29 protein-coding genes are annotated in these 26,123 nt (G+C 38.6%); 5 read left to right on the top strand and 24 right to left on the bottom strand.

The features are described from left to right. Positions 1-2: 2 nt before the first annotated feature. From menC to MK805_RS08240, 14 genes are all read right to left on the bottom strand, one after another. On the bottom strand, positions 3-1,118 hold the full coding sequence (menC, locus tag MK805_RS08305; protein ID WP_240875114.1) for an o-succinylbenzoate synthase: 1,116 nt from the start codon (positions 1,116-1,118) through the stop codon (positions 3-5). A gap of 70 nt (positions 1,119-1,188) precedes the next feature. Continuing rightward, on the bottom strand, positions 1,189-2,031 hold the full coding sequence (locus MK805_RS08300) for a MurR/RpiR family transcriptional regulator (protein ID WP_240875113.1): 843 nt from the start codon (positions 2,029-2,031) through the stop codon (positions 1,189-1,191). Between the two features lie 215 nt (positions 2,032-2,246). Next, positions 2,247-2,942 carry a ribonuclease III gene (gene rnc, locus MK805_RS08295; RefSeq protein ID WP_240875112.1) on the bottom strand — a complete coding sequence of 232 codons (696 nt, stop codon included), beginning with the start codon at positions 2,940-2,942 and terminating at the stop codon, positions 2,247-2,249. Beyond that, positions 2,942-4,198, bottom strand: a complete 1,257-nt coding sequence (fabF, locus tag MK805_RS08290; protein WP_240875111.1) for a beta-ketoacyl-ACP synthase II — start codon at positions 4,196-4,198, stop codon at positions 2,942-2,944. Before fabF ends, rnc begins: the two co-directional genes overlap by 1 nt. An 86-nt stretch (positions 4,199-4,284) precedes the next feature. Beyond that, the gene (locus MK805_RS08285) at positions 4,285-4,521 is read right to left on the bottom strand and encodes an acyl carrier protein (RefSeq protein WP_240875110.1); all 237 of its coding nucleotides are present in this window, start codon (positions 4,519-4,521) and stop codon (positions 4,285-4,287) included. Positions 4,522-4,590: 69 nt separating this feature from the next. Then, a complete protein-coding gene (gene fabG, locus MK805_RS08280; RefSeq protein WP_240875109.1) occupies positions 4,591-5,334 on the bottom strand; it encodes a 3-oxoacyl-[acyl-carrier-protein] reductase in 744 nt (247 codons plus the stop codon). Positions 5,335-5,337: 3 nt separating this feature from the next. Then, a complete protein-coding gene (fabD, locus tag MK805_RS08275; protein WP_240875108.1) occupies positions 5,338-6,300 on the bottom strand; it encodes an ACP S-malonyltransferase in 963 nt (320 codons plus the stop codon). Further along, positions 6,300-7,295, bottom strand: a complete 996-nt coding sequence (locus MK805_RS08270; protein WP_240875107.1) for a beta-ketoacyl-ACP synthase III — start codon at positions 7,293-7,295, stop codon at positions 6,300-6,302. The genes fabD and MK805_RS08270 overlap by 1 nt, the downstream gene beginning before the upstream one ends. Then, the gene (plsX, locus tag MK805_RS08265) at positions 7,292-8,293 is read right to left on the bottom strand and encodes a phosphate acyltransferase PlsX (RefSeq protein WP_240875106.1); all 1,002 of its coding nucleotides are present in this window, start codon (positions 8,291-8,293) and stop codon (positions 7,292-7,294) included. The genes MK805_RS08270 and plsX overlap by 4 nt, the downstream gene beginning before the upstream one ends. A gap of 13 nt (positions 8,294-8,306) precedes the next feature. After that, on the bottom strand, positions 8,307-8,855 hold the full coding sequence (gene fapR / locus MK805_RS08260; protein WP_420833065.1) for a transcription factor FapR: 549 nt from the start codon (positions 8,853-8,855) through the stop codon (positions 8,307-8,309). Positions 8,856-9,028: 173 nt separating this feature from the next. Then, a complete protein-coding gene (gene rpmF, locus MK805_RS08255) occupies positions 9,029-9,211 on the bottom strand; it encodes a 50S ribosomal protein L32 (protein WP_240875104.1) in 183 nt (60 codons plus the stop codon). A gap of 297 nt (positions 9,212-9,508) precedes the next feature. Continuing rightward, entirely contained in the window at positions 9,509-10,036 is a 528-nt protein-coding gene (locus tag MK805_RS08250) for a YceD family protein (protein ID WP_240875103.1), read from the bottom strand. A gap of 209 nt (positions 10,037-10,245) precedes the next feature. Beyond that, positions 10,246-11,286: a SepM family pheromone-processing serine protease gene (locus MK805_RS08245; protein ID WP_240875102.1), complete on the bottom strand. Its 1,041-nt coding sequence runs from the start codon at positions 11,284-11,286 to the stop codon at positions 10,246-10,248. Next, positions 11,279-12,073: a patatin-like phospholipase family protein gene (locus MK805_RS08240; protein WP_240875101.1), complete on the bottom strand. Its 795-nt coding sequence runs from the start codon at positions 12,071-12,073 to the stop codon at positions 11,279-11,281. The genes MK805_RS08245 and MK805_RS08240 overlap by 8 nt, the downstream gene beginning before the upstream one ends. A 203-nt stretch (positions 12,074-12,276) precedes the next feature. On the opposite strand from MK805_RS08240, the gene ylbJ reads away from it, so the two are divergent. Next, the gene (gene ylbJ / locus MK805_RS08235) at positions 12,277-13,494 is read left to right on the top strand and encodes a sporulation integral membrane protein YlbJ (RefSeq protein WP_420833064.1); all 1,218 of its coding nucleotides are present in this window, start codon (positions 12,277-12,279) and stop codon (positions 13,492-13,494) included. Here the strand turns inward: ylbJ and coaD are convergent. From coaD to MK805_RS08215, 4 genes are all read right to left on the bottom strand, one after another. Continuing rightward, on the bottom strand, positions 13,491-13,982 hold the full coding sequence (gene coaD, locus MK805_RS08230) for a pantetheine-phosphate adenylyltransferase (RefSeq protein WP_240875099.1): 492 nt from the start codon (positions 13,980-13,982) through the stop codon (positions 13,491-13,493). The two genes, ylbJ and coaD, sit on opposite strands and share 4 nt — an antisense overlap. Next, positions 13,979-14,545 (bottom strand): 16S rRNA (guanine(966)-N(2))-methyltransferase RsmD, encoded by a 567-nt coding sequence (rsmD, locus tag MK805_RS08225; RefSeq protein ID WP_240875098.1) that lies wholly within the window; start codon positions 14,543-14,545, stop codon positions 13,979-13,981. The genes coaD and rsmD overlap by 4 nt, the downstream gene beginning before the upstream one ends. Further along, positions 14,533-14,682, bottom strand: coding sequence for a hypothetical protein (locus MK805_RS08220; protein WP_240875097.1), 150 nt, complete (start codon positions 14,680-14,682; stop codon positions 14,533-14,535). Before MK805_RS08220 ends, rsmD begins: the two co-directional genes overlap by 13 nt. Positions 14,683-14,879: 197 nt before the next feature. Further along, positions 14,880-15,407 (bottom strand): DUF2062 domain-containing protein, encoded by a 528-nt coding sequence (locus MK805_RS08215; protein WP_240875096.1) that lies wholly within the window; start codon positions 15,405-15,407, stop codon positions 14,880-14,882. Between the two features lie 292 nt (positions 15,408-15,699). On the opposite strand from MK805_RS08215, the gene MK805_RS08210 reads away from it, so the two are divergent. Further along, on the top strand, positions 15,700-16,695 hold the full coding sequence (locus tag MK805_RS08210; protein ID WP_240875095.1) for a lipoate--protein ligase: 996 nt from the start codon (positions 15,700-15,702) through the stop codon (positions 16,693-16,695). 48 nt (positions 16,696-16,743) lie between these two features. Here the strand turns inward: MK805_RS08210 and MK805_RS08205 are convergent, their stop codons facing one another. Next, complete coding sequence (locus tag MK805_RS08205) at positions 16,744-17,052, bottom strand: hypothetical protein (RefSeq protein WP_240875094.1); 309 nt, start codon at positions 17,050-17,052, stop codon at positions 16,744-16,746. Positions 17,053-17,203: 151 nt separating this feature from the next. Here MK805_RS08205 and MK805_RS08200 point away from each other — a divergent pair, with 151 nt between their 5' ends. Beyond that, positions 17,204-17,899, top strand: a complete 696-nt coding sequence (locus MK805_RS08200) for a YiiX/YebB-like N1pC/P60 family cysteine hydrolase (RefSeq protein ID WP_240875093.1) — start codon at positions 17,204-17,206, stop codon at positions 17,897-17,899. Positions 17,900-17,956: 57 nt separating this feature from the next. Beyond that, the gene (locus MK805_RS08195; RefSeq protein ID WP_240875092.1) at positions 17,957-18,931 is read left to right on the top strand and encodes a hypothetical protein; all 975 of its coding nucleotides are present in this window, start codon (positions 17,957-17,959) and stop codon (positions 18,929-18,931) included. Positions 18,932-19,004: 73 nt separating this feature from the next. On the opposite strand, the gene MK805_RS08190 is transcribed toward MK805_RS08195, so the two are convergent. Beyond that, complete coding sequence (locus MK805_RS08190; protein ID WP_240875091.1) at positions 19,005-20,477, bottom strand: catalase; 1,473 nt, start codon at positions 20,475-20,477, stop codon at positions 19,005-19,007. Positions 20,478-20,655: 178 nt separating this feature from the next. On the opposite strand from MK805_RS08190, the gene MK805_RS08185 reads away from it, so the two are divergent. Further along, the gene (locus MK805_RS08185; RefSeq protein ID WP_240875090.1) at positions 20,656-21,285 is read left to right on the top strand and encodes a spore coat protein; all 630 of its coding nucleotides are present in this window, start codon (positions 20,656-20,658) and stop codon (positions 21,283-21,285) included. A gap of 110 nt (positions 21,286-21,395) precedes the next feature. On the opposite strand, the gene MK805_RS08180 is transcribed toward MK805_RS08185, so the two are convergent. The 4 genes from MK805_RS08180 to MK805_RS08165 all read right to left on the bottom strand — a co-directional run bounded on the left by MK805_RS08180 (position 21,396) and on the right by MK805_RS08165 (position 25,943). Further along, positions 21,396-22,619 (bottom strand): cytochrome P450, encoded by a 1,224-nt coding sequence (locus tag MK805_RS08180; RefSeq protein ID WP_240875089.1) that lies wholly within the window; start codon positions 22,617-22,619, stop codon positions 21,396-21,398. 175 nt (positions 22,620-22,794) lie between these two features. After that, positions 22,795-23,466 carry a site-2 protease family protein gene (locus MK805_RS08175; protein WP_240875088.1) on the bottom strand — a complete coding sequence of 224 codons (672 nt, stop codon included), beginning with the start codon at positions 23,464-23,466 and terminating at the stop codon, positions 22,795-22,797. Between the two features lie 16 nt (positions 23,467-23,482). Further along, positions 23,483-24,694 (bottom strand): MFS transporter, encoded by a 1,212-nt coding sequence (locus tag MK805_RS08170; RefSeq protein WP_240875087.1) that lies wholly within the window; start codon positions 24,692-24,694, stop codon positions 23,483-23,485. Positions 24,695-24,710: 16 nt separating this feature from the next. Beyond that, complete coding sequence (locus tag MK805_RS08165; RefSeq protein WP_240875086.1) at positions 24,711-25,943, bottom strand: ATP-grasp domain-containing protein; 1,233 nt, start codon at positions 25,941-25,943, stop codon at positions 24,711-24,713. Between the last annotated feature and the right edge of the window lie 180 nt (positions 25,944-26,123).

The raw sequence follows: 26,123 nt of genomic DNA, 5'->3' as shown, positions 1-26,123 counted from the left end.
ATTTATCCAGTTGTATATTCCTTTTTCCAAATCGTATATTTTTCTATTTTTTCTGCATTAGGATGATAGCCTATTCCTGAATTGGTGGGAAGGATGATGGTTCCATCATTTTGTACTTCTACAAATGGATCGATGATATCTTCTTGCCAATATCGGGTAGACCCTGCCGTATCACCAGGGAGAGTAAAATTAGGTAGAGAGGTAATGGCAATATTATGTGCTCGTCCAATCCCCGATTCTAGCATTCCACCACACCAAACAGGAACTCCATGTTCCAAAGCATAGTCATGAATTCGCTTTGCTTCAGTCAGTCCGCCAACACGACCAATTTTTATATTGATTACACGTGTGCTTCCTAATTCAATTGCTTTACGGGCATCTTCCAAGGAATGAATACTCTCATCTAGACATACTGGAGTCTTTAACTCGCGTTGTAATTTTGCATGATCGACAATATCATCATGCGCAAGTGGCTGTTCGATCATCATTAACCCGAGATCATCTATCTCTTTAAATAAGGATAAATCATCAAGTGTATAAGCAGAATTTGCATCTGCCATCATGGGAATATTTCCAAAACGAGCTCGTAATCCTTGTAAAACTTCTATGTCCTTACCAGGTTTGATCTTTATTTTCATTCGGCGATATCCTTGCTCAAGATATTGCTCTACTAACCGATAAAGATCATCTATTTGTTCTTGAATGCCAATACTGATACCTACCTCGATCTTATCTTTTTCTCCTCCCAATGCTTGTGCAAGCGTTTGACCTTTACTTTTCGCATATAAATCCCAGACTGCACCTTCGAGTGAAGACTTTGCCATCATATTTCGTCTTATAGGAGAAAACCAATCACGAATATTATCAGGATGGATAAATTCACCACGCTCGAAAAGAATCGGAATTAAAAACTGCTCTATGATATGTTTTGCTGTTCCAACGGTCTCTTCGTTATACATAGGTGCAGTATTCACTACACACTCTCCGAAACCCGTCCATCCTTCGCCGTGTACTTCTGTAAGCAAAAATTCCCGATCTGTCTGGGTACCAAAGCTGGTTCGAAAGGGGGACACCATTTTCATTTTTAATTGACGTAATATGATCTTATCGATTCTCATGGAAAACTCTCCTTCTATCTCTATATGAAATAAATTTGAGCCCTCACCTCCTTCACTGTATATCTTTCATTCATTCCGAAAAAATGCCCAACTGTGAATATAATTGTTCTAAATTCTTGCGGCGTGATTGATCTTCTGTTGACAGTTTACTTTGAAGACCCACTAGAAATAGATTCAAAAGACTAATGCTAGCTGCGATCGAATTATAACCTGACATGAGATTGGTCTCTGCATAAAAACAAAGATCTGCTGTATTTGCGATTGGAGACAAGACACGATCTGTTACTGCGATCACCTTAGCTCCTACATGCTTCGCATGTTCAGCGATTATTAATGATTGTGGACTATATCTTGGATAGGAAATAATAAACACTACAGATTTTTGAGATAACGTAAGTAATTTGCCCATATGACCAGAAGTAGGATTCAAATCAACATGATCCCGAAGTTCACCGAGGCCAAATGAAAACCAGTGTGCAGCAGCATAGGAACTTCGATAGCCAATCACCAATATACTATCTGCTTTTAACAGCCAATCTATTGCTTTCCATAAATGTTCTTCATCTATCTCTTGGGACATACGTTGTAAAATATCAATATCTTTTTCAATAATCGGAGTAAAGATGGAAGCTTTTTCATTCAAATTTGCAGTTTTTTCTACAACAGAGGATGGTTTCTTGGAAAGCACCTCAGCTTGAATCGTTTGTTGCATTTCGGAAAAACCCCGAAATCCTAGTGCATAAGAGAGGCGAATAACGGTTGTCTGACTCACCTTTATCTCTCTACCAATCTGTTCCGCAGTCAAAAATGCAGCCCTATCAAAATTATCTAAAATATATTCAGCAACTTTCTTTTGTCCTGTTGATAGATTTGAATATAAACCTTGGACCAGTTGACGAAAATCGACTTCCATAAATGCCCACCTTTGCATCTTTTACTTCATATTAACAAAAGGAAGTATTTTATGCTTCGTAATTAAGTTTGACTATATCATGAACAAACTCATTTGAAAACCCTTACAATAATATTTTTTTATATGCCTTGAAAATTAAGTATTAGTATTCCTTTAACTTTGTTAGGAAACTATATTTTTGTAAAATAAAACCACCGTGATCCCCTCACAGTGGTTTAGTTTGTTTTCCACGCTTTTAAAGCAGTACTGGCTGCCTGTTGCTCTGCTTCTTTTTTCGAACGTCCAGACCCTCGACCCAATTTTTTATCATCCAAATAAACTTCAGCCGAAAAGAAGCGGTCATGTGCAGGTCCTTGGACATCTACAATTCGATACTCCAATGTTCCTCTCTTCTCTTGCTGAGCCAATTCTTGTAATTGGCTTTTAGCATCTGTCATTTGTTCCAACCAGGTACCATTGATCTGTGGGAAAACAAGTTTGTTTAAAAACTGGCGAACCTTTTCTAGTCCTTGATCCAAATATAGTGCACCGATGAAAGCCTCAAATAAATCTGCCAATAAGGATGGTCTCTCTCGGCCTCCTGTAAGCTCTTCTCCTTTTCCCAATCGAACAAACTTACCAAACTCAAGTTCACGAGCAAAGGAAGCAAGGGATGGTTCGCATACCACTCTTGCTCGTGTTCGGGTTAATTCCCCTTCACTCATTTTGGGAAAGCGATAGTACAGGAATTCAGAAACAAGTAGTTCTAATACTGCATCTCCGAGATATTCTAAGCGTTCATTATCTTGAACACGTCCGGGGGATTTTCGTTCGTGGGCAAAGGAAGTATGGGTGAATGCTTGTACAAATAGATTTCTATTTTGAATATAGATTCCTGTAATTTGCTCCACCTTTTCAAAATCGATTAACATTATACTTCCTCAACAGCTTTCATGATAATGGTAGCGTTGTGGCCTCCAAATCCAAGAGAATTGGACAAAGCAACTCGCACATTGGCTTTGCGAGCTTCATTTGGCACATAATCAAGATCACAATCTGGATCAGGGAATTCATAGTTAATGGTTGCAGGTATTACTTGATCTTGAATGGACTTTGCCAATACAATCGCTTCTATACCACCAGCTGCACCTAATAAGTGACCTGTCATCGATTTTGTAGAGCTGACAGCCAGCTTATAAGCATGGTTCCCAAACGCGCCTTTGATAGCCATCGTTTCGAATTTGTCATTCAAATCTGTGGAAGTGCCATGTGCATTGATATAGTCCACTTCAGTTGGTTCTAGATTTGCATCTTTGAGTGCCCGAATCATGCTGCGGCGAGCACCTTCACCTTCAGGGGCTGGGGCTGTTAAATGGTGAGCATCAGCAGTCATTCCATAGCCAACCATTTCTGCGATGATATTCGCTCCTCGTGCAAGTGCATGGTCTAAGGTCTCTAGCACCAAAATACCAGCACCTTCCCCCATCACAAATCCATCCCGCTCTTTGTCAAAAGGACGACTTGCATGTTCTGGATCATCATTGCGAGTAGACATAGCATGAGCCGAACAAAATCCTGCAAAAGAAAGTGGTGTCACGGTTGCCTCCGTACCACCTGTAATCATCACAGAAGCTTCTCCTCGCTGCAAGATACGAAATGCCTCACCGATGCTGTGTGTTCCAGATGCACAAGCGGTCACAGAAGCACTATTTGGACCTTTTGCTCCTGTTAAGATCGATACTTGTCCCGATGCCATGTTGGCAATAAGCATGGGGATAAAAAATGGGCTTACACGCTTAGGACCACGCTCATGCAGTATTTGTGCATTTGCTTCAATGGTGTTCATGCCACCGATCCCAGAACCAATATAGACCCCAACTTCATCCAAATCTTCTTTTTCCATATCCAATTTTGCATGTTCAATCGCCATTTTTGCTGCAGCTACTGCATATTGAATAAAAATATCCATTTTGCGAACTTCTTTTTTATCAATAAAAGGAAGAGGATCGAAATCTTTTACTTCCGCTGCTATTCTGGTTGTGAATGGGGTGGGAAATGAATCAGGATCAAAACGCGTTAGTGGTCCAGCTCCAGATTTACCTGCTAAAAGGTTATCCCAAAAAGTAGACAAATCATTTCCGATGGGAGATACAGCACCTAGCCCTGTTACAACAACTCTATTTGACATAATGGATCAACCGCCTTTCACGTTAGAGTTGACCTATTTTAGATGAAATAAGTGGTAAGTCCCGAAATTCGGGACTTACCTTATAATTACGAGACTTTCGCACTAATATAATTAACAATATCTCCAACGGTGTTGATCTTTTCAGCATCTTCTTCTTCAATAGTTAAGTTAAATTCATCTTCCAATTCCATAATCAAATCAACAACATCTAGGGAGTCAGCGCCAAGATCTTCTTTAATGGATGCTTCTAAAGTTACCTCGTCCGCTTCAACATCTAGACGTTCTACAATGATTTGTGTTACACGCTCTAAAGTGTCTGCCATGCTCTTCACCTCCCTATCGTAGTATAGTTGAATGATAGGCTCAGACGCAAACCTTTCTCATCCATTTTCTTAATTTGGTACCATGCCTCCATCTACATGGAGAGTTTGGCCGGTAATATAGCTCGCTTTATCGCTTGCTAGAAAAGAAACTGCATTTGCTACTTCTTCTGCAACTCCAAATCTACCTAGTGGAATAGAAGCAAGGGTAGCCTCTTTTACTTTTTCATCTAAAACAGAAGTCATATCTGTTTGAATAAAACCTGGGGCAATTGCATTGACAGTAATATTCCGACTACCAAATTCTTTTGCCATTGTTTTGGTTAGCCCGATTACTCCTGCTTTAGCTGCTACATAGTTAGCTTGCCCAGCGTTCCCTGAAACACCCACTACGGAGCTTATATTGATGATTCTACCGCCTCTTTGTTTCATCATGGGACGAACAACAGCCTTACAGCAGAGAAAAACACCTTTAAGGTTAGTGTCTACTACTTGGTCCCAGTCCTCTTCTTTAATCCTCATCAACAAATTATCTCTTGTAATACCAGCATTGTTGACCAAAATATCCACTCGCCCAAATTGCTTTACTACTTGTTTAAATGCATCATCAACCTGCCCGCTATCGGCAACATCTACTTGAAATGCTGCTGCTTCTGCTCCCAGATCTGTGATAGCCGAAACCGTTTCTTCTGCTGCCCCATGATTACCTGCATAAAAAATGACCACTTTCGCTCCTTCTTTGGCCAAATCCAAAGCAATGGATCGTCCGATGCCTCTAGAACCACCTGTGACAACAGCTACTTTTCCTGTTAGCATCTCTTATCTCGTCATTCCTTCCGTTTTCCCTTCAAGCTGAGAAAGGCTCTTTTCCAATGAAGCTTGATCTTGAACATTTAACATCATCACTTTGCGATCCACTTTACGGGTTAATCCAGCAAGTACTGATCCTGATCCTACTTCAATGAAAGTATCGACTCCTTCTTGAAGCAGATATCGAATCGTATCTTCCCACAAAACGGGTGAAGCCACTTGTCGAACAAGGGATGTTTGTATATCAGCAGCTTTTGTGACAGGTCTAGCAGTAACATTTGCTATAACTGGGATCTTCGCATCATGGAAAGCATACGTTGAAAATTTCTCCTGCAAATGCTCTGCTGCCGGCTGCATGAGAGAAGAGTGGAAAGGCCCACTGACAGACAGAGGAACAACTTTTCTAGCTCCAGCCTCTAAAGCCTTCTCACCAGCTATCTTTACTGCTTCTGCATGTCCAGAAATAACAATCTGTCCTGGACAATTATAATTAGCAGCTTGGACGACATTTTCAGGTGTAGAAACCTCTTCGCAAATTTGATCCAATACATCACGATCTAAATTTAAGATTGCTGACATTGCCCCTACTCCAGCCGGTACTGCTTGATCCATGTATAAACCGCGTTGATATACAGCAGAGACTGCATCTTCAAAGGATAAGGAATCCGCCGCAACCAAAGCAGCATATTCTCCTAGACTATGACCAGCAACAAATGCAGGTTTGATCTCTATTTTGGATTGCAACCAACGATAGAGAGCAATACTAGTAGTTAACAGAGCTGGTTGTGTATGATAGGTTAGTTTTAATTCTTCTTCTGGCCCTTGAAAAATAATATCTGATAAAGAGAAGTTTAACGCTTGATCCGCTGACTCAAATACCTTTTTTGCATCTTCCGATTGATCAAAAGCTTCTTTCCCCATCCCTACTTTTTGGGAACCTTGTCCAGGAAAAAGCAAGGCTATTTTACTCATTATTTTATAGCTCCTCCCCAGTTTAGCACGGTGGCACCCCATGTGAGTCCTCCACCAAATCCACAGAGCACAAGGGTATCCCCATCTGAAACTCTACCTTCTTCTATCGCCTCATGAAGGGCTACTGGAATAGATGCAGATGACATGTTGCCATAACGATCTAGGTTAACCACTACTTTTTCATCTGGTAGACCATATCGCTTCATTGCTGCATCAATAATTCGCAAATTTGCTTGGTGAGGGACAAATAAATCAATGTCTTCAAACGAGAGATTTGCCTTTTCTAATGCTACATCCGAAGCAGATGTCATAACACGAACGGCAAATTTAAACACTTCTCTCCCGTTCATATAGAGAGTGTGTAAACTATTTGCTACTGTATTTTCCGATGCAGGTAAACGAGAGCCACCAGCTGCCACTTTAAGTAGATCTTTCCCACTGCCATCTCCGCCTAGTTCGAAAGATTGAAATCCATATCCTTCTTTTACTGGTCCCAAAACTGCGGCACCTGCCCCATCTCCAAACAATACGCAAGTATTGCGATCTGTCCAGTCTACAATCCGAGAGAGACATTCTACCCCAATAACCAATGCATGTTGATAAGTTCCTGTAGCAATAAACTGTGCTGCAGTAGAGATTCCATAAATAAAGCCAGTACAAGCAGCAGATAAATCAAAAGTAGCTGCTTTTGGTGCTCCTATCTGTTCTTGAACAAGGCATGCAGTGGCTGGAAAAGACATATCAGGTGTCACAGTAGCGACAATGATCAAATCTACTTGATCCGCAGTAATACCAGCATTTTCCATCGCTTGTTTAGCAGCTTTGACAGCTAGATCTGATGATGCCTCATCTTCTGCCGCGATTCTTCTCTCTTTGATACCAGTGCGTGAAGTGATCCATTCATCACTAGTATCCACCATCTTTTCTAAATCAGAGTTTGTCAGGCGCCTCTCAGGCAAATACGCACCTGTGCCTATAATACCTACGCTTCTCATCTTCCCACATTCCCTTCTGTAGGGTGTAAATGTGATTCCATTTGTTTGATGACATTACCTTCAGCAAAAAGACGAGCCTGTCGGATTGCATGGAAAATAGCAGTCTCATCAGAAGAGCCATGTGCCTTTATAATCGCACCTGATAATCCTAACAACGGTGCCCCTCCATGTTCTTTGTAATCCATTTCTGACTTCAATGTTTTTAAATGGGGCAATAATAGACTTGCTGCTAATTTCGTTAAAATATTTTTAGTAAATATATCTTTTAGTCGATCAAACAAAACTTTGGCAACACCTTCTGTTCCCTTTAAAAGGATATTGCCACTAAAACCGTCACAGATTAACACATCACAAGGACGATAAAGGACTTCTCTTGCTTCTACATTCCCTACAAACTGAAGACGATCATCGTCTTGCAACAAATCAAATGCTTCTTTGGTCAACGCAGTACCTTTTCCATTCTCTGCCCCTATGTTCAACAAGCCAACTTTTGGGATTCCTATTCCTTGGACATATTTAGCATAAAGGCTTCCAAGAAGAGCATATTGGTGCAAATGATTCGCTTTAGCTTCTGGATTTGCCCCGACATCCAACACCAAGATACCCTTATCTTGCAAGGTAGGAAATACTGGAGAAAGTGCTGGACGATCCACGCCTTTCATTCGACCAGTGTAAAACAATCCAGCTGCCATGAGTGCTCCTGTATTACCAGCGCTGATAAACGCGTCTGCCATACCAGTCTTCACCATTTGACAACCGACAACCATCGAAGAATCTCGTTTTTTACGAACGGACTTAACTGGTTCATCATCTGGTGATATTATTTCTGAAACTTTATGAAACTGTATATTTGGAAGATTGTTACCAAGAAGTAACGAATCATCTGTACCAATAAGAATAAAAGAAGTATCAGGCCACTTTTTTGCAGCGAGCTTTAATCCTTCTACAACTGAGTTTGGTGCATCATCTCCACCATGTGCATCTAATGCGATTCGCATAAGCGAACTCCTTTCAGTTGGTTGCACGGTATACATCAAACACTCCCTGAAAAACCATATCATCAAGCACTTTTGTTTCTACATCCACTTGAAAACGTGATGGTTGTTTTTGCACCACTTTTGCATGTGCTATACATTTCTCTCCTAATTTAACTGGGCGAACAAAGCGAATAGCTGCTGATCGTGTTAGTACAAGATCTGCATTTACAATTGCAACAGCTAGAGAATTCGCCTGCGCAAATAAATAATGCCCTCGTGCGATCTGATTTCGTTCAAACACATGGTCTTCACTGATTTCTAACACCGAAACCCCACTTTGGTCCAGTTCGAGCGAAACCACTTCTCCAATCACTTCTTCTGGAGATAAAGACCGCACTTCATCAAAACTTTTTTCTGCCATATGCTTTAAACGTTCTCGCATCTCAGGGATACCGAGCTCCATACGGTCTAAACGAATGGTTTGAATACTGACTTGACATTGCTTGGCTACTTCTTCATCTGTCAAGAAAGGATTTTCTTGAAATGATTGAACCAATCGAGATTGACGCATTTTTTTGGACAGGCGCATGACGGAACCAGCCCCTTTTTATGACCACATTCTAGTACCAAGTACTAAATTAGTATACAAAAAATGATTTCTGTTGGCAATCACAAAGAAAGAAAGTATACCATTTTCTTCTCCATTTTGAATATATGTATGACGTCCTACAAAAAAAAGCCGGTATCACCGACTTTTTATTGGCTTACTACGCCTTCAACTTCTGCGCCTTTGTAATGTCCACACTCTTTGCAAACATGGTGAGCTAATTTAGCTGACCCGCACTTTTCACAAGTAGCCATACCTGCTACGGTTAATTTGAAGTGTGTACGACGCAATCTTTTACGTGTTTTGGATGTACGACGAAAAGGTACTGCCATGGGAATGTCACCTCCTAAGAAAAACTAATGTCATGATACCCAAAGCTAAAGCAATGGGTTTATGGTTCTAAAAACGACCACGTATGGTTATCAGACAGTAACCCTGCTCACTATATGCAAGCAGCACTATTGACCTCTTTGTGCTGTTTTAACCGTTTTCCGCTTGTGATCATAATGCTATCACTAAACGGTGTCTTTCAGCCTTCTACATGTTCCGCCCATAAGAAGAGGAAATGAATATGGGTTTCCTACATCGAAAGGTTCGCGAACCATTATACTACAAATCTAAAAAGAGTGCTAGGATACAGAATCTTTATCTTCAAGCAAATCTTGTAACTTCGCAAGCCTCGGATCAATCCGCTCTGTATTACAATCACAAGATTTCTCATTTTTGTTTGCCCCACATTCCGGACAAAGACCTGCACAATCAGGTTTACACAATGGGGCATAGGGAAGATGGATCACCAATTGTTCTCTAACAAACAGCTCAAGCTCAATTTGTCCGTCTATAAGAAGGTGAATAGTCTCTTCTTCTGTGTCTATGGCCAATTCCTTCTTATCTGTAAACTTCTCGAACCAAGAGGATTCCAATGAGGTAGGAAAAGTCGTTAGACATCTGGAACAGATTAATTTCCCAACACATTTTTGCTTTGCTGAAACCTGGTAAAGATGGGAGTCCAACCTGCTTGCTTCTCCTTCTACCTGAATCGGTTCCAATTTCACAATATTTGGCTCTTCTTCCACTAAATCTTCCAAATAAACCTTGCCCTGAAAAGGATAGACACCATCTGCTGTTTGATTTATTTGGTTTATTGTAATGATCAATATGCCCACTCCCTAACAGGTGAATTATACGAGAAATTAAATTTAGGTGTCAACCTATTTATCTTTACACATCTTTGCTTGTGGAAAACATACTTGTATCTTGCCCATTATCTCTTCTAATTAAGAGTGATTTTCTATAGAAAATCCAAAGATACAATAAAAACAACTATCTCTACACCAAATAAATGAGATAGTTGTTTTTCCATTATCTACTTCAATTTATTTAAATAATCGATCGCCTCTTGAAGCGTAGCTACAGGAACGATTTTCATATTTGCTCCTAATTCTTTTGCTGTCTTTTTGGCAATCGCTTCATTATCGTCACCCTCATAAATATCTTTTGGGGTAAAGAATATCGTAGCATTTTTTTCCATCGCTGCTGCGATTTTATGCTGGATACCACCGATTTGCCCTACTGCACCTGTTGGGGAAATCGTTCCTGTTCCAGCTATTTCGTAACCGTGAGTTAAATCTTTTGGTGTCAACTGATTTAAGATTTCTAATGTAAACATGAGACCTGCAGATGGCCCACCAATATTATTTGTTTTGAAATTTACTTTTGGATTAGAGGTCAAAGAAAGCAAACGATCCATTGGAAGAAAACCGAGTCCAACTCGCTTTACTTTATTGTTGCCAGTATCCAGTGAAATCAAAGTTGCTTGTTCCGTTACTTTTTTATTCGCTCGAAGTACTCCTATACTTACCTTATCCCCGGCCTTCTTTGTTCTAAACAAGTCCATCAACTGATGCGTTGTAAGTGTGGCTTTTCCATCGATGGATTGAATGATATCACCATTTTTCAGATGATTTTTTGCTCCTGGAGTTACTCCTAAAACTTCTATTCCTTTGTATGTAACACGATAAGGCTTTTTAGATTGATGAAAAGCAGCAATAACAGCACTATGTTGGGATTCTAACATATTCTCGACTTGTTGTTGTTCATACTGTTTATCGTTTTCATCCTCAGCTAATACTTCTTTTACAGGTACTAACTCTATTTTTTTATTCACTTTTGCTAACAGATAATCAAACACATTAGCTTGTTTCATCGCAACGGTTGTTAAAAAAAAGTCACCTGCTTTTTTCGTATAACCTCCATCAACTGAAATTACTGTCCCTGTATCAATCGCATCTCCAGGTTGCATTGCATAGTAGGGAACATGAATAAGAAAGCAAATGCCAATGATTAAAAGTAATATAGAAAGCCATAATAATCGGATCGCTTGTTTGTTACTAGATGTTTCACTCATGTTTGTTCTCCCCTTGCCAATTGGCTAGCTTATCTAGTAAATCTGTCAAATAAGGATGAATAGCTCGTTTCCCACGACGTATACATTCTTCTACTCGATGAAATGCAGTTGGAGCAATGTCGCCTACTTCTGGTAAAACAAGAAAATCTGCAGCTAGATCTTGTTGTTCTAAAATTTGACGCTCCATGATTGTAATTGCTTGTGTAATCACATCGAAAATGTTTTTAACTTGTACATCATGTGATTTGGATAACACATCAACAGCAATAACAAAATCTGCTCCCATGTCACGAACAACAGAAATAGGCAAACGATCTGCTACACCACCATCGACTAACAACTTATCCCCATAAGGAACCGGTTCAAAAATACCCGGTACGGAAATACTCGCGCGAACAGCGTCAGCTACAGGACCTGTTCGAAAAACTAACTTTTCCCCTTTTAGTAAATCTGTGGTTACTACTGCAAGTGGTATTGGTAGATCTTCTAAATTTTTATGATGCGTTAAGAGTCTTGTCAAGGCCTGCATCTTATCACCTGTAATAAATCCTAATCCAGGGAGTGTAACATCTACCCAGTGTTTTCGTTTTAAATGAATAGCAAGATGTTTTACCATCTCTAAATCTAATCCATTGGAATAAAGTGCACCTACAAAACTTCCCATACTGCTTCCTGCAATGTAATCAATTGTAACATTTGCTTCTTTTAAAACTTGCAAGACACCTAGATGCGCAAATCCTCTAGCTGCTCCGGCACTTAATGCTATCCCTACTTTAGGCCTACCCACCAAATCACCCCACGCTTGAAAACTTCAATAAAAAACCAGAAAAACTAACCTACTTCGTTTGATTACCAATCCGTGGAAAAATATTCGGTTTTAAGTCTCACTATAACCATGAAACTGTTTTCGAACAACTCATATTCTGTAGGACAACCGCGTACGATAAAGTAACGTTACAATTGAAGTTAGGAGCGAACTACAGTATGGCAATGTTCTCCCATCGCCTTCAAAGTCAATCAAAAACTTTATTCTTAGGTATGTTTGCTCTATTATTTGCGGTTACGCTAGTATTCTATCCCGAAATTGCGTTTAAAGCCTCTTTACGTGGGTTAAAAATATGGTGGGATGTTGTTTTTCCTGCAATGCTACCCTTCTTTATTACTGCAGAGCTTATGATGGGTTTTGGGGTTGTCCACTTGTTAGGTGTATTCTTTGAACCTTTTATGCGTCCCTTATTTCGTGTACCTGGTTCTGGTGGATTTGTTATGGCGGTTGCCCTCATCTCAGGAAATCCCATGGGAGCCAAGCTCACTACTCGACTAAGAGAACAAAACTTAATCACAAAAGAAGAAGGAGAACGACTTGTCTCTTTTGCTTGTACTGCAGGACCACTATTTATTTTCGGAGCAATTGCAATCGGTTTTTTTGAAAATCCTTCAGTGGGTATGATCCTAGCAGTAGTGCATTATGTAAGTTGTTTTATTGTTGCCTTCCTTATGCGTTTTCACGCAAGAGAAAAACGGCTAACACCCTCTGCTAATCACGGTGGCAAACGCTTCATCAGAGCTTTTTCCGCCATGCATCATGCTAGAATAGCAGATGGAAGACCAATCGGTCAGATGCTTGGTGAAGCAGTTACTTCTGCTGTACAAACACTACTCATGATCGGTGGTTTTGTTATTATCTTTTCTGTTTTGATTCATGTTTTTACGTATGTTGGAATTACAGCATTATTAGCCTCTATTTTACAACCGATCCTACAATTGCTTCATCTTTCCGATATAATATCCATTCCATTAGTTGCCGGAATACTGGAGATGACCATTGGTTCTCAAATGATCAGCGAATACACCTCAAACGTTTCACTGCTTGTACAACTGGCATTTGTCAGTCTTTTTCTCGGCTGGAATGGTTTGTCTATTCATGCACAAGTCGCAAGTGTCTTGAGTAAAAGTGATATTCGCTATCGTCCATATTTCTTCGCGAGAATACTACATGCTATATTAGCTTTTTTCTTAACTTTCATTTTTTGGAAGTTATTCCAACCTAGCTTACAACCGATTGCACCTGCCTGGACAACTGGCATCACACACAATCCTATGCACTGGTGGTCTTACTTGCAAGTTTTTAGTCTTGTTGCCCTATCCCTTTGGCTGTTCTATTTGCTGAAGCGTATACAGAAACAACAAGATAATTTTCTGGTTTAAACGTAATCTGCTTTTTCTCTTAGAGCAGTTACTACATGAGAAGGTACTAAATCCGTAACATCACCTCCGTATTTGGCAATTTCTTTTACACTTCCTGAACTGATAAAGGAGTGCATGTTATTGGTCATCAAAAATATTGTCTCTACATCATTAGCTAGTTTTCGATTGATGGAAGCAATTTGCAGTTCATACTCAAAGTCAGAAATAGCACGTAAGCCTCTAAGTATGACATGAATATCTTTATCTCGTAAATAATCAACCAATAGCCCCTCGAAACTATCTACTTCAACTGGTACACCATACTCGGTTTGACTGATGGCTTCCGTGATCATTTGCTTTCTTTCTTCTACACTAAAGAGAGGTTGTTTGGCTGAATTGATCAGCACTGCCACGATCACTTTATCGAATATTTTAGCCCCTCTTTTTAAAATATCGAGATGACCATAAGTGATTGGATCAAAACTACCTGGATAAACAGCTACCTTCATGCTGATGTTACTCCCTTCTGTTTCAACAATGTTATAGTAGTATCTCCATAAGATAGTTCTCTAGAAGTAACAAAGCTACTATCGGATGAAAGAATCGATAAAGTATGAGGATGTTCCACCACCAACAGTCCTTCTGGCGATAAAAGTGATTTTTCTTGTATCAAAGAAAGAACTGGTTGCAAAAGATTTTCATGGTAAGGAGGATCTAAGAAAATCAGATCAAACTGCAATGATTTTGTCGCAAAATACTTTAAAACACTTCTCGCATCTCTTCTCAAAAATACAGCTTGATCGGAAAATCCGCAATGCACTGCATTTTCTCTGGCAATTCGTAAACTAACAGCGGATTGATCTACAAAATAAACTTGATCCATACCCCTACTTATTGCTTCTAATCCAAGTGAACCCGTTCCAGTAAATAAATCTAGTCCTTTTCCACCATCAAAAAAGGGACCAATTACCGAAAAGAGCGATTCTTTCACCCGATCGGCCGTTGGCCTGACATGGTTTCCAGGTACCATTTTTAATCGTATTCCTTTTGCACTTCCTGCTATAATTCGCATAACTTAGCACCTTCAACTTTTTTTCTCCTGATAAAAATATCAAATTGTTGAATAAACAAGCAAGCAATGGCAACAATAAATAAAGACAGTACCCGATAAGGTCTGTCTAACCGCGGAGAAGACTTACGTTTCCCCATAAGCTCTTCCTCCGGTTTCTCCTCTCCCATTTCGTATTTTCCCATATGGTGAAAATACTATGGACTCGCGACCGTTTCGCGAGTCATTTTTTTTGCACTGCTACTTCATTATACTAAATGAAAGCTTTGTGAATACAGACGCAAGTAGAATAAACAAAAAAGATCAACTACTCCTTCAGCAGTTGACCTTTTCTCTTTTAATCTTCCTGTACCATCTTTTTCTTTCTCTGACGCTCATATAGATAGTAAATGACAAAATAGGAAGCGAAACCTAAGATAAAACCAAAGATAGTCTGACCAATTAAGATGTGCAGCCCCCCACGAAAAATATCCTTGACCACACGAAAATCACCATGTAGCAATTGGTAGTAGATATGATGAAATTTCACTACATGGTCTTCATATGGAGTTGGATAGATAAGCTCCCCTATTTTTTTGGAAAAAGGAAGCAAAATCACCGGTAAAAAAGTCAATTTACCAATTACATTTCCAATGATAGAAGCTGGAAATGATCCTCCACATATACGAACGATTGGATAAAACAAAATGTAAATCAAGGAAGCAGTAGGTAAAACAATCATTTCCAATCCAAATCCCAATGCAAAACCTAAAGAAACTTTCTTTCCTCCTTCAGGCGACCGTAACAACTTGAGGTAATTGTAGCGGATTGCACGTGGAATTTGTAAAAACCAATTTGGTTTTTTCTTTTTTTTCTTTTCGCTCATCCAATAACAACCCTTTATATCATACCCTTTTATTGTTCTTCATGTTTACCATTATGGTTATGCTGGCAATACATTCATAAGAATACCATGTTTTTTTCATCCGTACACTTCGCATATTTTAACGTTGCATGAACCATATTTCCAACAAAGATTGGTATATCGTTCCCCAGTTTTGACAAAAGATACTACAAATCACACCATCTCAATTTAATTATAAATAATATTATACTTCTCATGCAATCTCTATCGCGTTATGATGAACTTGTTTATCATAACTTAGGAGGAAACTTCCATGCTATTCATTGACAATCGTAATATTACGGATCCAAGAATTAATTTAGCAATTGAAGAATATGTGTTGGAACACTTAAAGATAGATCAGGAAAGTTATTTGCTTTTTTATATCAATGAGCCATCAATCATTATAGGAAAGCATCAAAATACAGTTGAAGAAATTCATGTCGATTATGTACGGGAACACGGGATTCATGTCGTGCGACGACTTTCCGGTGGTGGAGCAGTGTATCATGATTTGGGAAATTTGAGTTTTAGCTTCTTAACCAAAGATGACGGTAAGAGCTTTGCAAACTTCCGTAAATTTACCGAGCCTGTTATACAAGCGCTTCAAAAATTAGGGGTACATGCAGAACTAAGCGGCAGAAACGATATCTTAGTGGAGGGTAAAAAAGTATCCGGAAACGCCCAATTCTCTCGGCGTGGACGCATGTTTAGTCATGGAACATTAATGCTTGATGTTGACCTAGATCAAGTGGGTAAAGCACTCCATGTAAAACAAGATAAGATACAGTCCAAAGGGATCAAATCTGTACGTAGTCGAGTAGCAAATATCTCTGAATTTCTCAGCAAACCAATAACAATGAAACAATTTCGTGATGCCTTGTTAGACTCTATATTCGAAGGTAGCCATCCAATTCCAGAATATGTCCTGACGGATTCCGACTGGGCAAAAATACATCAAATATCCAAAGACCGTTATCAGAATTGGGATTGGAACTTTGGAGAATCTCCTGAATTTAATGTTCAACACTCCAGACGTTTTCCCATCGGTTCCATTGATGTACGCTTAAACGTCGGTGAACGGGGAGTAATAAAAAATTGTAAAATTTATGGAGACTTTTTTGGGATTGGAGATGTAAGTGATGTAGAAAAAAAATTAAAAGGAATCCGATATGACCGTGCTGATTTAGAACAAGCATTACAAGATGTAGATACAAAACATTACTTCGGTAATATCAGCAAGGAGGATTTTTTAGATTTAATTTACTAAAACTACACACAAAAAGGAAGCGAACATAAAGTATCGCTTCCTTTTTTCTTACACTTGCCTGCGTAAAAACATCGCTTCAAAAGAAGATATAACCCCTTCAACAACTAACAAATCAATCAATCTATTAGATAGTTCTCGATACTGTGGGGTAGCTTGTATATGGTCCAACTCTTTTGGTGTGAAAAACTGATAAGGCAATGCTGAAGCAAATCGCAATAAACCAGAAGTCCCTTGGGTTTTACGGATATGTTTTGCCTCATTTATCACATTTTTTATTTTTTTTGATGTTACTGCTTTTCGACCGACCAATTGATTGATGGAATCCGAAATTTCTTGATATTCTCGCTCTCTATTCAAAAATCGTTCACCTCCAATAAAACAATCTTTTTCTAGTCTATTCCACTTGCTGTTGAAGTGGATAAACAAATTGACTATATCGGAATACAAAATAAAGATTGAACATTTCATGAAATTTTAATTACAATAAAGAAAAGAAAGGAGTGAAAATATGCGCTTTTCCTTTTATTCAATTATTGCTTTTTTCATTGCTTTGTTTGCTATTTTAATACCCTCTACCAGCAATGCAGCCACCCTTGACTTTAACAAAATTAAGATGTCCCTTCAAGCTAAAAAGGAAACATTAACCCAAGTCTACAAATGGAATAACAATCTACCCATCGAACGAATTCAAAAAGAAGCTGCTATAAAACACGTGAAAATTAAAGATGCACAGATGCAGTCCTTATTTGTAACTGGCAATGCCATCGGTAAACCTGGAGATATTTTAGTAACGCTAGATGGAACAAGCACAGGATTTGAATGGGCTGGAGGGCACACAGGTATCGTATCCGATGTACCAGGCTATGTAGTAGAATCTTTTGGTAATAAATCCATCGGATTAAATGGCGTACGGCATTGGGTGAATGACTGGAAAACAAGATACAAAAAAGTAAAAGCTTTATGGGTAGAAGGTGCTACTCCAAATGATTACAAATATGTAGCAGCCTACAACCGAGAACAAATCGGTAAAGGTTACAATTACAATTTTTTCAATATTACCACTACAGCGCGCTTCTATTGCTCTCAGTTGGTTTGGAGGGCATGGTATAACCGAGGGTGGGATCTCAACTATGGAGGCTATGCCGTTTGGCCTGTTGATCTCATTAAGAGCCCCTATACAATCCCCTACTACTCACAAGGTTAAACCAACAGGTTATTTCCTATATAGAAAATAACCTGTTTCACAGAAGGAGATGGGTATGTGAGACTCCGATTTTTTCTACAATTTCTTTGCATCAGCATTCTGCTAACAAGTTGCACCGTTTCTTCCTTACCTAGTACCCATACATTCGGAGCCATCTACACAAATGCCACTATACCTGATAGCGCCTTTGTCCTTTTCGATCAAAATGGGGATAAGAATCATGAATTTGAAATACCCGCAATGGGCATTTTTCAAATTGTGAACAATGGATCTGGAAATATATTTCTTCCAGTTCAATATGAAAATAAAATTTACTCCCTAACCCTTGCAAATAATGAATTAAAAGAAACAAAGAGTCACCCTTACCCTATTTATATGAAACAAACAGGAAATTTTCGGGTTACCACTTTTAATTCAGCACTACAGGCTGGCACAGTAGAGTGGCAGGAAGGAAAAACGAGCCGATCGTGGGCAGTATCAGGCTTTCCACGAATCGCAACCTTTGACCAAACTTATATCTATGTCTTTGCTACGATTATAGAACAAAAGAAACCTGTCCTTTATGTAATAAATCGTAATTCTGCAAAAATTGCAGCAGCGATACCAATCAAAATCGACCAAGCAAATGACATGCAAGTCATCGATCACCGCTTATTTATTACCTCTGTCGCCAATCAAAATCAAATCGCAATTTTCGATTGCAAAACAAAGAAAATCACCTATCAAACTTTGCCTGAATTACGTCCCGAATATATTGTTCCAATGTCACAGTACTTGCTTATCTCCTATCAAAACAGTAAAAAATTGACAAAGATCGATCGGAAAACATATCGAATTCTCGAACAAATTGAACTTCCACAACCTGTTTTCAAACTCAAACAAAAAGCCAATGAATTATATGTGTTATCTCAAATTCCAGCCAACGGACAAGGATTGGTTGGAGTGTATAATATCTCAAATTGGAAATTGAAAAAAAAGTACCTTCTTCCAACGATTCGTGATACTACTGTTCAAGATATTGTCGTTTTCTAATTCTGATCCCTCCTATCTATTTTGATATGAAAAACCAGCTTATCGACTAGATAGCCTTTAAGCTGGTTTTTCTTTATATTTTCGATACATATGGTGTGATATCAACACCCAATGCTTTAGCCAATTTTTCTCCATATTCCTTGTCTGCTCGATAAAAATTGCAAATTGCTAGTAATTTCGTACGTTCATTTACACCTGACAAATCATTCGTCAAATTGTGTATCAAATTATTTTGTTCTTCTGCCGAAAAGGAACGATACAAAATACCTGCTTGTCGGAAATTAAGTGTTTGGGCTATAGCCTTCCTACCAGCTGCACCAGTAAGTGGTGTTTCACTCTCTACATCATTACTACCTGTTTCTTTTGGTGTATCATCATATCTATTTGGTTCATAATTAATGGTGGATATATCTGTACGTGTCTGCATATTTCCATCCACCTGATAATTATTTACTTTCGTAGCATATGGGCAATTGATTGGCAGTTGCAAATAGTTTGGTCCGATTCGATGACGTTGGGTATCTGGATAGGAGAACAATCTCCCTTGCAATAGTTTATCCGCAGAAGGTTCGATGCCAGGAACCAATGCACTAGGTGAAAAGGCAGATTGTTCTACTTCTGCAAAGAAGTTTTTAGGATTTCGGTTTAAAGTCATACGACCAACTAATTGCAGAGGATATTCTTCTTCTGACCATACTTTCGTTGGATCTAAGGGATCAAATTCAAATTTATCAATAAAAGCATCTTCTTCTGCTACTGGGAAAACTTGAACGTATAAATCCCACTCTGGAAAATCGCCCTTTTCGATATGATCAAATAAATCTCTTGTGGCATGGTTAAAGTCTTGACCTTGAACCTCTTGAACTTCACTTGCAGACAAATTTCTCACTTGTTGTAAAGGTTTCCAATGATACTTGACATAGAAGCGTTCGTTTTGTTTGTTTACCCATTGGAAGGTATGGACACCAAATCCATTCATCTGGCGGTAGTTAGCAGGGGTCCCATAGTCGGAAAATACCCATGTAAGCATATGTGTAGACTCAGGAGATAGAGTCATAAAATCCCAGTAACGGTCTGGATCTTGTATGTTGGTATCTGGTGCTGGTTTTAGGGAATGCACCATATCTGGAAATTTGATGGCATCACGGATAAAGAAAACCGGCAAATGGTTTCCAACCAAATCATAATTACCTTCTTCTGTGTAAAATTTGGTAGCAAATCCACGTGGATCACGAGCTGTTTCTGGAGAACCAGCTGAATGAATTACCGTAGAAAAACGAACAAACACAGGAGTTTCTTTACCTTTCTCTTGTAAAAATGCTGCTTTTGTATATTTTTCCATACTATTATGGACGGTAAAAACCCCATGTGCTCCTGCACCACGTGCATGCACAACACGCTCAGGTACTCTTTCTCGATCGAAATGGGCCAACTTTTCCAATAAATGATAATCTTCTAACAGTGTAGGACCTCGCTGCCCAGCGGTACGTGAATTTTGATTATCTCCGACTGGAGAACCTTGATTCGTTGTTAAGCGTTTACTCATATAAGTAGATGCTCCTATCTGTAATTGATTATCTTTCCTATATAATAATAATTATAAAGTGATATTTATTTCAAGTCTTTTTTCGATTTCATTTAGAGAAATTTGTACCAAAAAAAATGAATAATCTTCCTGACTAAGGGGAGAGTAATGGTATCAATCTGATGGAGGTATGTTTGATATGCAAACACCACAAAATGGATTCCAAAGTGAGAGACCACAACAAAATATGCAGACTGGCTCTGTCACCTATAACCACGGTGGTCATGAACTAAATGATGTACATGAAGTATTGGGCGGAATGATTGGTGCATTAGAACAATATGCAATGTTTCGCGGTCAACTAAAAAATCAAGAGTTAGTGCAAATCGCCAACAACCAATATCAATTTATGCTTGATGAATACAATATGCTCGTGCAAGCATTTTCAACAGGACAAGATCCTGCTCATGGTACAAAAAGATATCAAATGGTGAATCAAAACAATGAATCTATTGTTTATGGATTAAAACCATCCCCTACCCCAAAACAACCAAAACAACCTAATGCCATCGATGACGCTTGTATCTCAGGCTTTATGCTCAGCTTGGTAAAAGGTTTGGCTTCCTCGAAAGCACTAGCTTCTACAGAAGTTACCAATCCTGTTGCCCGTCGTGTTATTGCAGACAGCATTCCAAATGGCATCGAAATGGCTTATGAACTTTTCCTCTGGAGAAATAAAAATGGACATTATCAAGTCCCCCAATATGATCAGCAAACAACAACCGCAATGGTCCATGCATTTGCACCTGCCACTCCTACTATGCATTAATAATTATTATAGGCGACCCATCAGGGACGCCTTTTTTGTATTTATGGTGAGGGGAGTTAATATTTATTTCCTAGGGAAAATCAGGGCAATCTTTATATGGGAAATGCTTATTATGCTTTCTTCAATCGAATAGGAAAGCTTTTAAGAGATTGTCCTATCACAGAATCTATTAAATGCTCTGTAAGCTTAAATCCTTCTACCTTTTGTATATTAGCAATCCGTTTCACAAATGTCGTTAAAGCAATATTGGCTTCCATTCTGGCGAGGGGGGCACCTAAACAAAAATGCGGACCTGCTCCAAATGTAAAATGACGTTGATTTCCTTGACGATGGATATCAAATTCTTCCGCATGAGCAAATTGAGCTCCATCTCGATTTGCGGAGCCAATCCATGCTACAATTGCTTGCCCTTCTTTCATCTCATGCCCAAAGACACTCGTATCTTTCGCTACTTTACGATCCATAGTAGCCGGAAAACGGAAGCGCAGCACTTCTTCAATCATGTTAGGGACCAATGATAGATCAGCTCTGAGTTCCTGATAAATACCTGGTTTGTCAAACAATAGTGAATAAAATACATTTGAAATAAGCGTAGTTGTCGTTTCATTCCCCGCACCCAACAGCCCAATACTCGACATGACCACTTCCTCAACGGTTAGTAGTTCTCCCTCCAACTCTGCTTTTGTCAAATCAGAGATAATGTCATCTGCAGGATGTTTTTGTTTTTCTTGGACAATCGGATATAAGTACTCTTGAAACTCCTTCATAACCCTACCTTTTTCTTGGGCAATATCACTATATGCCTCTTTATTATAGGGAAGAAAAAGCACATCCGACCAAGCCTTAATTTTATCTCTATCTTTAGAAGGAACACCTAGCAATTCTGCAATTACCGTAACGGGTAAAGGAATCGCTAATTTCTGCACAATATCCACTGTAGAATCGCCTTCCATATCTGTGACCAATTCATCCACAATAGCTTGTATTCTAGGTTCCCATTCTTTCAGATTTCTTGGCGTGAATGCTTGAGACTGGAGAGCTCGTCTTTTTCGGTGTTCAGGAGGGTCTACTAAATTGATATTACTTCGGTTATCCATCTTCCGCGGAATAGGAATTAAACTTCGGACTTTTTTATTGGAAAACAACTGGTGATCAAAGAGCACAGTCTTAACATGATCATATAAAAATACATTCCAAACATCTTGCTCCGCATCATAAAATACGGGATTATTTTCTCTCATATGACGGTACCAACCAAAAGGTTCCCATTGTTCCTCTTTTGTTTTAAGTTTTGATATTTCTTGTAAAAGAATCGTTTGATTTGATGAACTCATAACAAACTCCCCTTATATGTTAAATTAACATATTTATTCATGTGTTAATTTATCACAATAGAAAGCAAAATGAAACGAATTCACTAAAAAATCAAAAAAGGGAAACTTCCCCACGAATTGAAAGATTGGGTGCATATGAAAACCACCAACTCATAAAAAAGTTGGTGGTTTTCGTTTAAGGAAAGGAAATTCCCAATAAAGATGCAAAAAATTGATATATCATTGGGCTTACAAGTTGAAATACAGGAGTAAGCACAAATTCTCCAAGCGGTGTAATCCATAAAATAACAAAGATAAGTAATCCATAATGTTCGTATTGTTGCATTTTTAATCGTAAACTCGGACTTACCAACTCTTCTATTATCCGGTATCCATCCAGCGGAGGAAATGGAAAAAGATTAAAAAGAAACAAGACAAGATTGAGCTGAACCACCACATCAATCAACCGAAATAATACCTCTGCAATGGCTTCGTGACTCTCAAGTCCTCCTAGTAGTAAAACTACTTTTAAGATTCCCATAAACACAAAAACGAGTAACAAATTACTAACTGGACCTGCTAAAGCTACACATACCCCTGCTTTCCTTGGAGATTTAAAATAAAATCGATTAACTGGAACGGGTTTGGCCCAACCAAACCCCATTAAAAAAATCAGGATTGTCCCAACCGGATCAATATGTGCAAGTGGATTTAAAGTTAATCTTCCTTCATTTTTTGCAGTTGGGTCACCAAATAGATAAGCAGTGTAGGCATGAGCTAATTCATGTACGGTAAATGCCAGCAATAAGGCGACTACTACATAAGGGATATCCGCAAGAGGATAGGCAAAAAAAGTCGATAAATCCAATAAGTTCTCTCCTTTGTTACGCTTCCTGTCTCGGTATAATTTCTTTTTCGTTTTTGTTTTGAAGCATCACTGCAAAAATGTAGAACAAAAATGTTAATTGGACGATTATAGCCATAATCGAGAAAACAAGCAGACTTCCACCCTGCTCAAAAAATGTTCCTCCTAAAAAACTGCCAAAGAAAAAGCCTAAGTAAGAAAAATTGGTTAACCCTAGATATGTTCCTTTCATAGAACCACCTAGATCAGCTACTTTTTGTCGCCAGAGTGGGAAAAAGGCAATTTCCCCAATTGTATAAAACAAAACACCTACATAATATAAAGGTTCGTAGGTAAATGCAAAACAGAGTAAAGAAAGGCTTACAAATAAACACATGATAAACACAACGACAGAAGGTCTCCATTTAGAAGCCCAATTCATAATTGGTACAGCAAGGACAATAACTAGCAAGGAATTTTCCACGTTTAATAATGCATAGGTGTGCATCTGATTTTGCTCATTTAATGCAATGGGAATAGTAGAGTCTAACTGAATATATCCTATCATATAGCAAATACCTGAAAATAGTAGAAGTAATAACACTCGGTCTTTGGAAATAATCCGCATTACCTCTGCCAAGGAGGGATTAGATTGCGTTTGTTCTGTCTTCTCATCTTTCTCTTGTTTCCCTTGAGGAATAAATCTATCTACGACAATAAGTACTAGAAAAACAAGTCCCATGTACGTAAACCAATTTTGTTCTACATACTTTCCAGTATACGCGCCAGCCACAGTTCCCATAATCGCTCCCCAATTTAAAATAATATATTGGAAGCGATTTATGTTACTCTGCTGATCAGTTGAAACAGAAGCAAACATTCGAGATAATATGACGACCTCAACCGTACTTCGGCAAAATCCATTGAGTATTGCCAAAAACATCAATATCCAAAATGATTGGGTAAATCCATAGCCAACAAACGACACCGACCATAGAATGAGAATAACCGCATAAACACGCTTTGAACCAAGTTTATCGACCAAATATCCTACTAATGGCCCGCCAAAGGCACCAATTATCCATCCAATTCCTAAAATCCATCCAACTTCAGACTCCTGATACCCTATCTTCCCTAAATATATGATGGATAGAGGAAGCATCATAAAAGTAATAAATCGTGTAAGAAAGTTAACCCCAGCAAGATACCAAACTCCTGCTGGGTATGGGGGAAAAAATCTTTTTATGCCCATCACTCTTCCTCCAGTATTATTCAGATTTTTCCCAAACACACGCTTGTTGGAACCAATTATTGGCTTCTATTAGCCTTTCTCTTAATTGACTTTCTGTATCCGCCTCCACAATCATATAGGCAATATGATGAGAACTATAGGAAACCCCGTCAAAACTAGTCCCTAACTCAATATTTAAACGGTATTGAACGATCCAAGGAAAAGGCGCCTCCATTGGAGCATCTACCAGTGTTCCTTTTTTGGGGATTGGCACAACATGACCCGCCAACCTTTTTGGGCTCACGGCTGACAATGTTTTTTCTTTCCCACAAAAAGCGCGGGTTAATGCTTTTGTAATATGAAAATCATATGCGACATCTATCATATCTATAATTCTAGCTCCACCAGGACGACTGGCAATCTCACAGAATACTAAGCGATCGTCAGGAGTATGAAAGAATTCAGCATGAAAGATAAAACTTTCAGCAGAACCAAGAGTATGAATTACTTTTTTTGTTTCTTCTATTAGTCGCTTACTAAGCGGATTATCTGGAGGGAGTGTAAAACTGCCAGCTATATCATTTTGATCTAAGTATATCAATGAATCTTCTAAGTACTTAGACGCACAGATAAGAATCAGCTCATTATCTTGAATATACCCATCAACATGATACATTTCGCCAGGTACATATGATTCCAACAATAGATTATTTGTTGGTTGATGACTAGCAAACTGATACATCGTCATATTGGTTACAAATTCTTCTAAATCTTTTTCATCATGAATCACGCTTGTCCCCATTGATCCTGCACTGTCAGCAGGTTTTATGACTACAGGATAGTTATATTGACTGATAAAGTGAACAGCATCTAAGGGGTAATTCATTTCTTGAAAGTGAGGAATTTCTATTCTATCGTTCTGTTGTAAAACTGATTTCATCTTTATTTTATTTCGATAACGAAGTGCATTATCATACGATTGACCCTTTATTCCCAAGCTCTCTCGTAATTTTGCAGCTCGCAAAAGATCAAATTCATGCAATGCGATGATGGTATCATATTGATACTTTTCAAAAAGTTGTTTGGCTCTAAAATCTACCAATCCAGATTCATAATTAGGAAAAGACTCAAAATACAAAAAACGGTTACTTTCAAACTGTTCTCCCACCGACGAATGAGTGAGAAACAAAATTTCTTCCTGTACATCTTCCAGCCATTCTTTGTAAGGAAAAAACTCATAGCTGTTTTGATTAAGAATGAGTATGCTCATCTGCTTTCCCTGTCCTTTGATTTTTGTAGTGGAATAACTGCTGCATTTTTTAGTCAGTTGATAATGTAAAAAGAATTTACAATCCATATTTTTATATTAAAAATAAAATATTTCATTTGTCAATTAAATATATAATCACTTATTTTGCCAAGAGGTTTTGCAGTAATGGTTATGGGAAAA

Origin of the sequence: Shimazuella soli, assembly GCF_022511585.1 — a bacterium.
Taxonomy (GTDB): Bacteria; Bacillota; Bacilli; order Thermoactinomycetales; family Thermoactinomycetaceae; genus Shimazuella; species Shimazuella soli.
The sequence above is the reverse complement of the archived record's forward strand: the minus strand, read 5'-3'. Positions and strand labels throughout refer to the sequence as shown.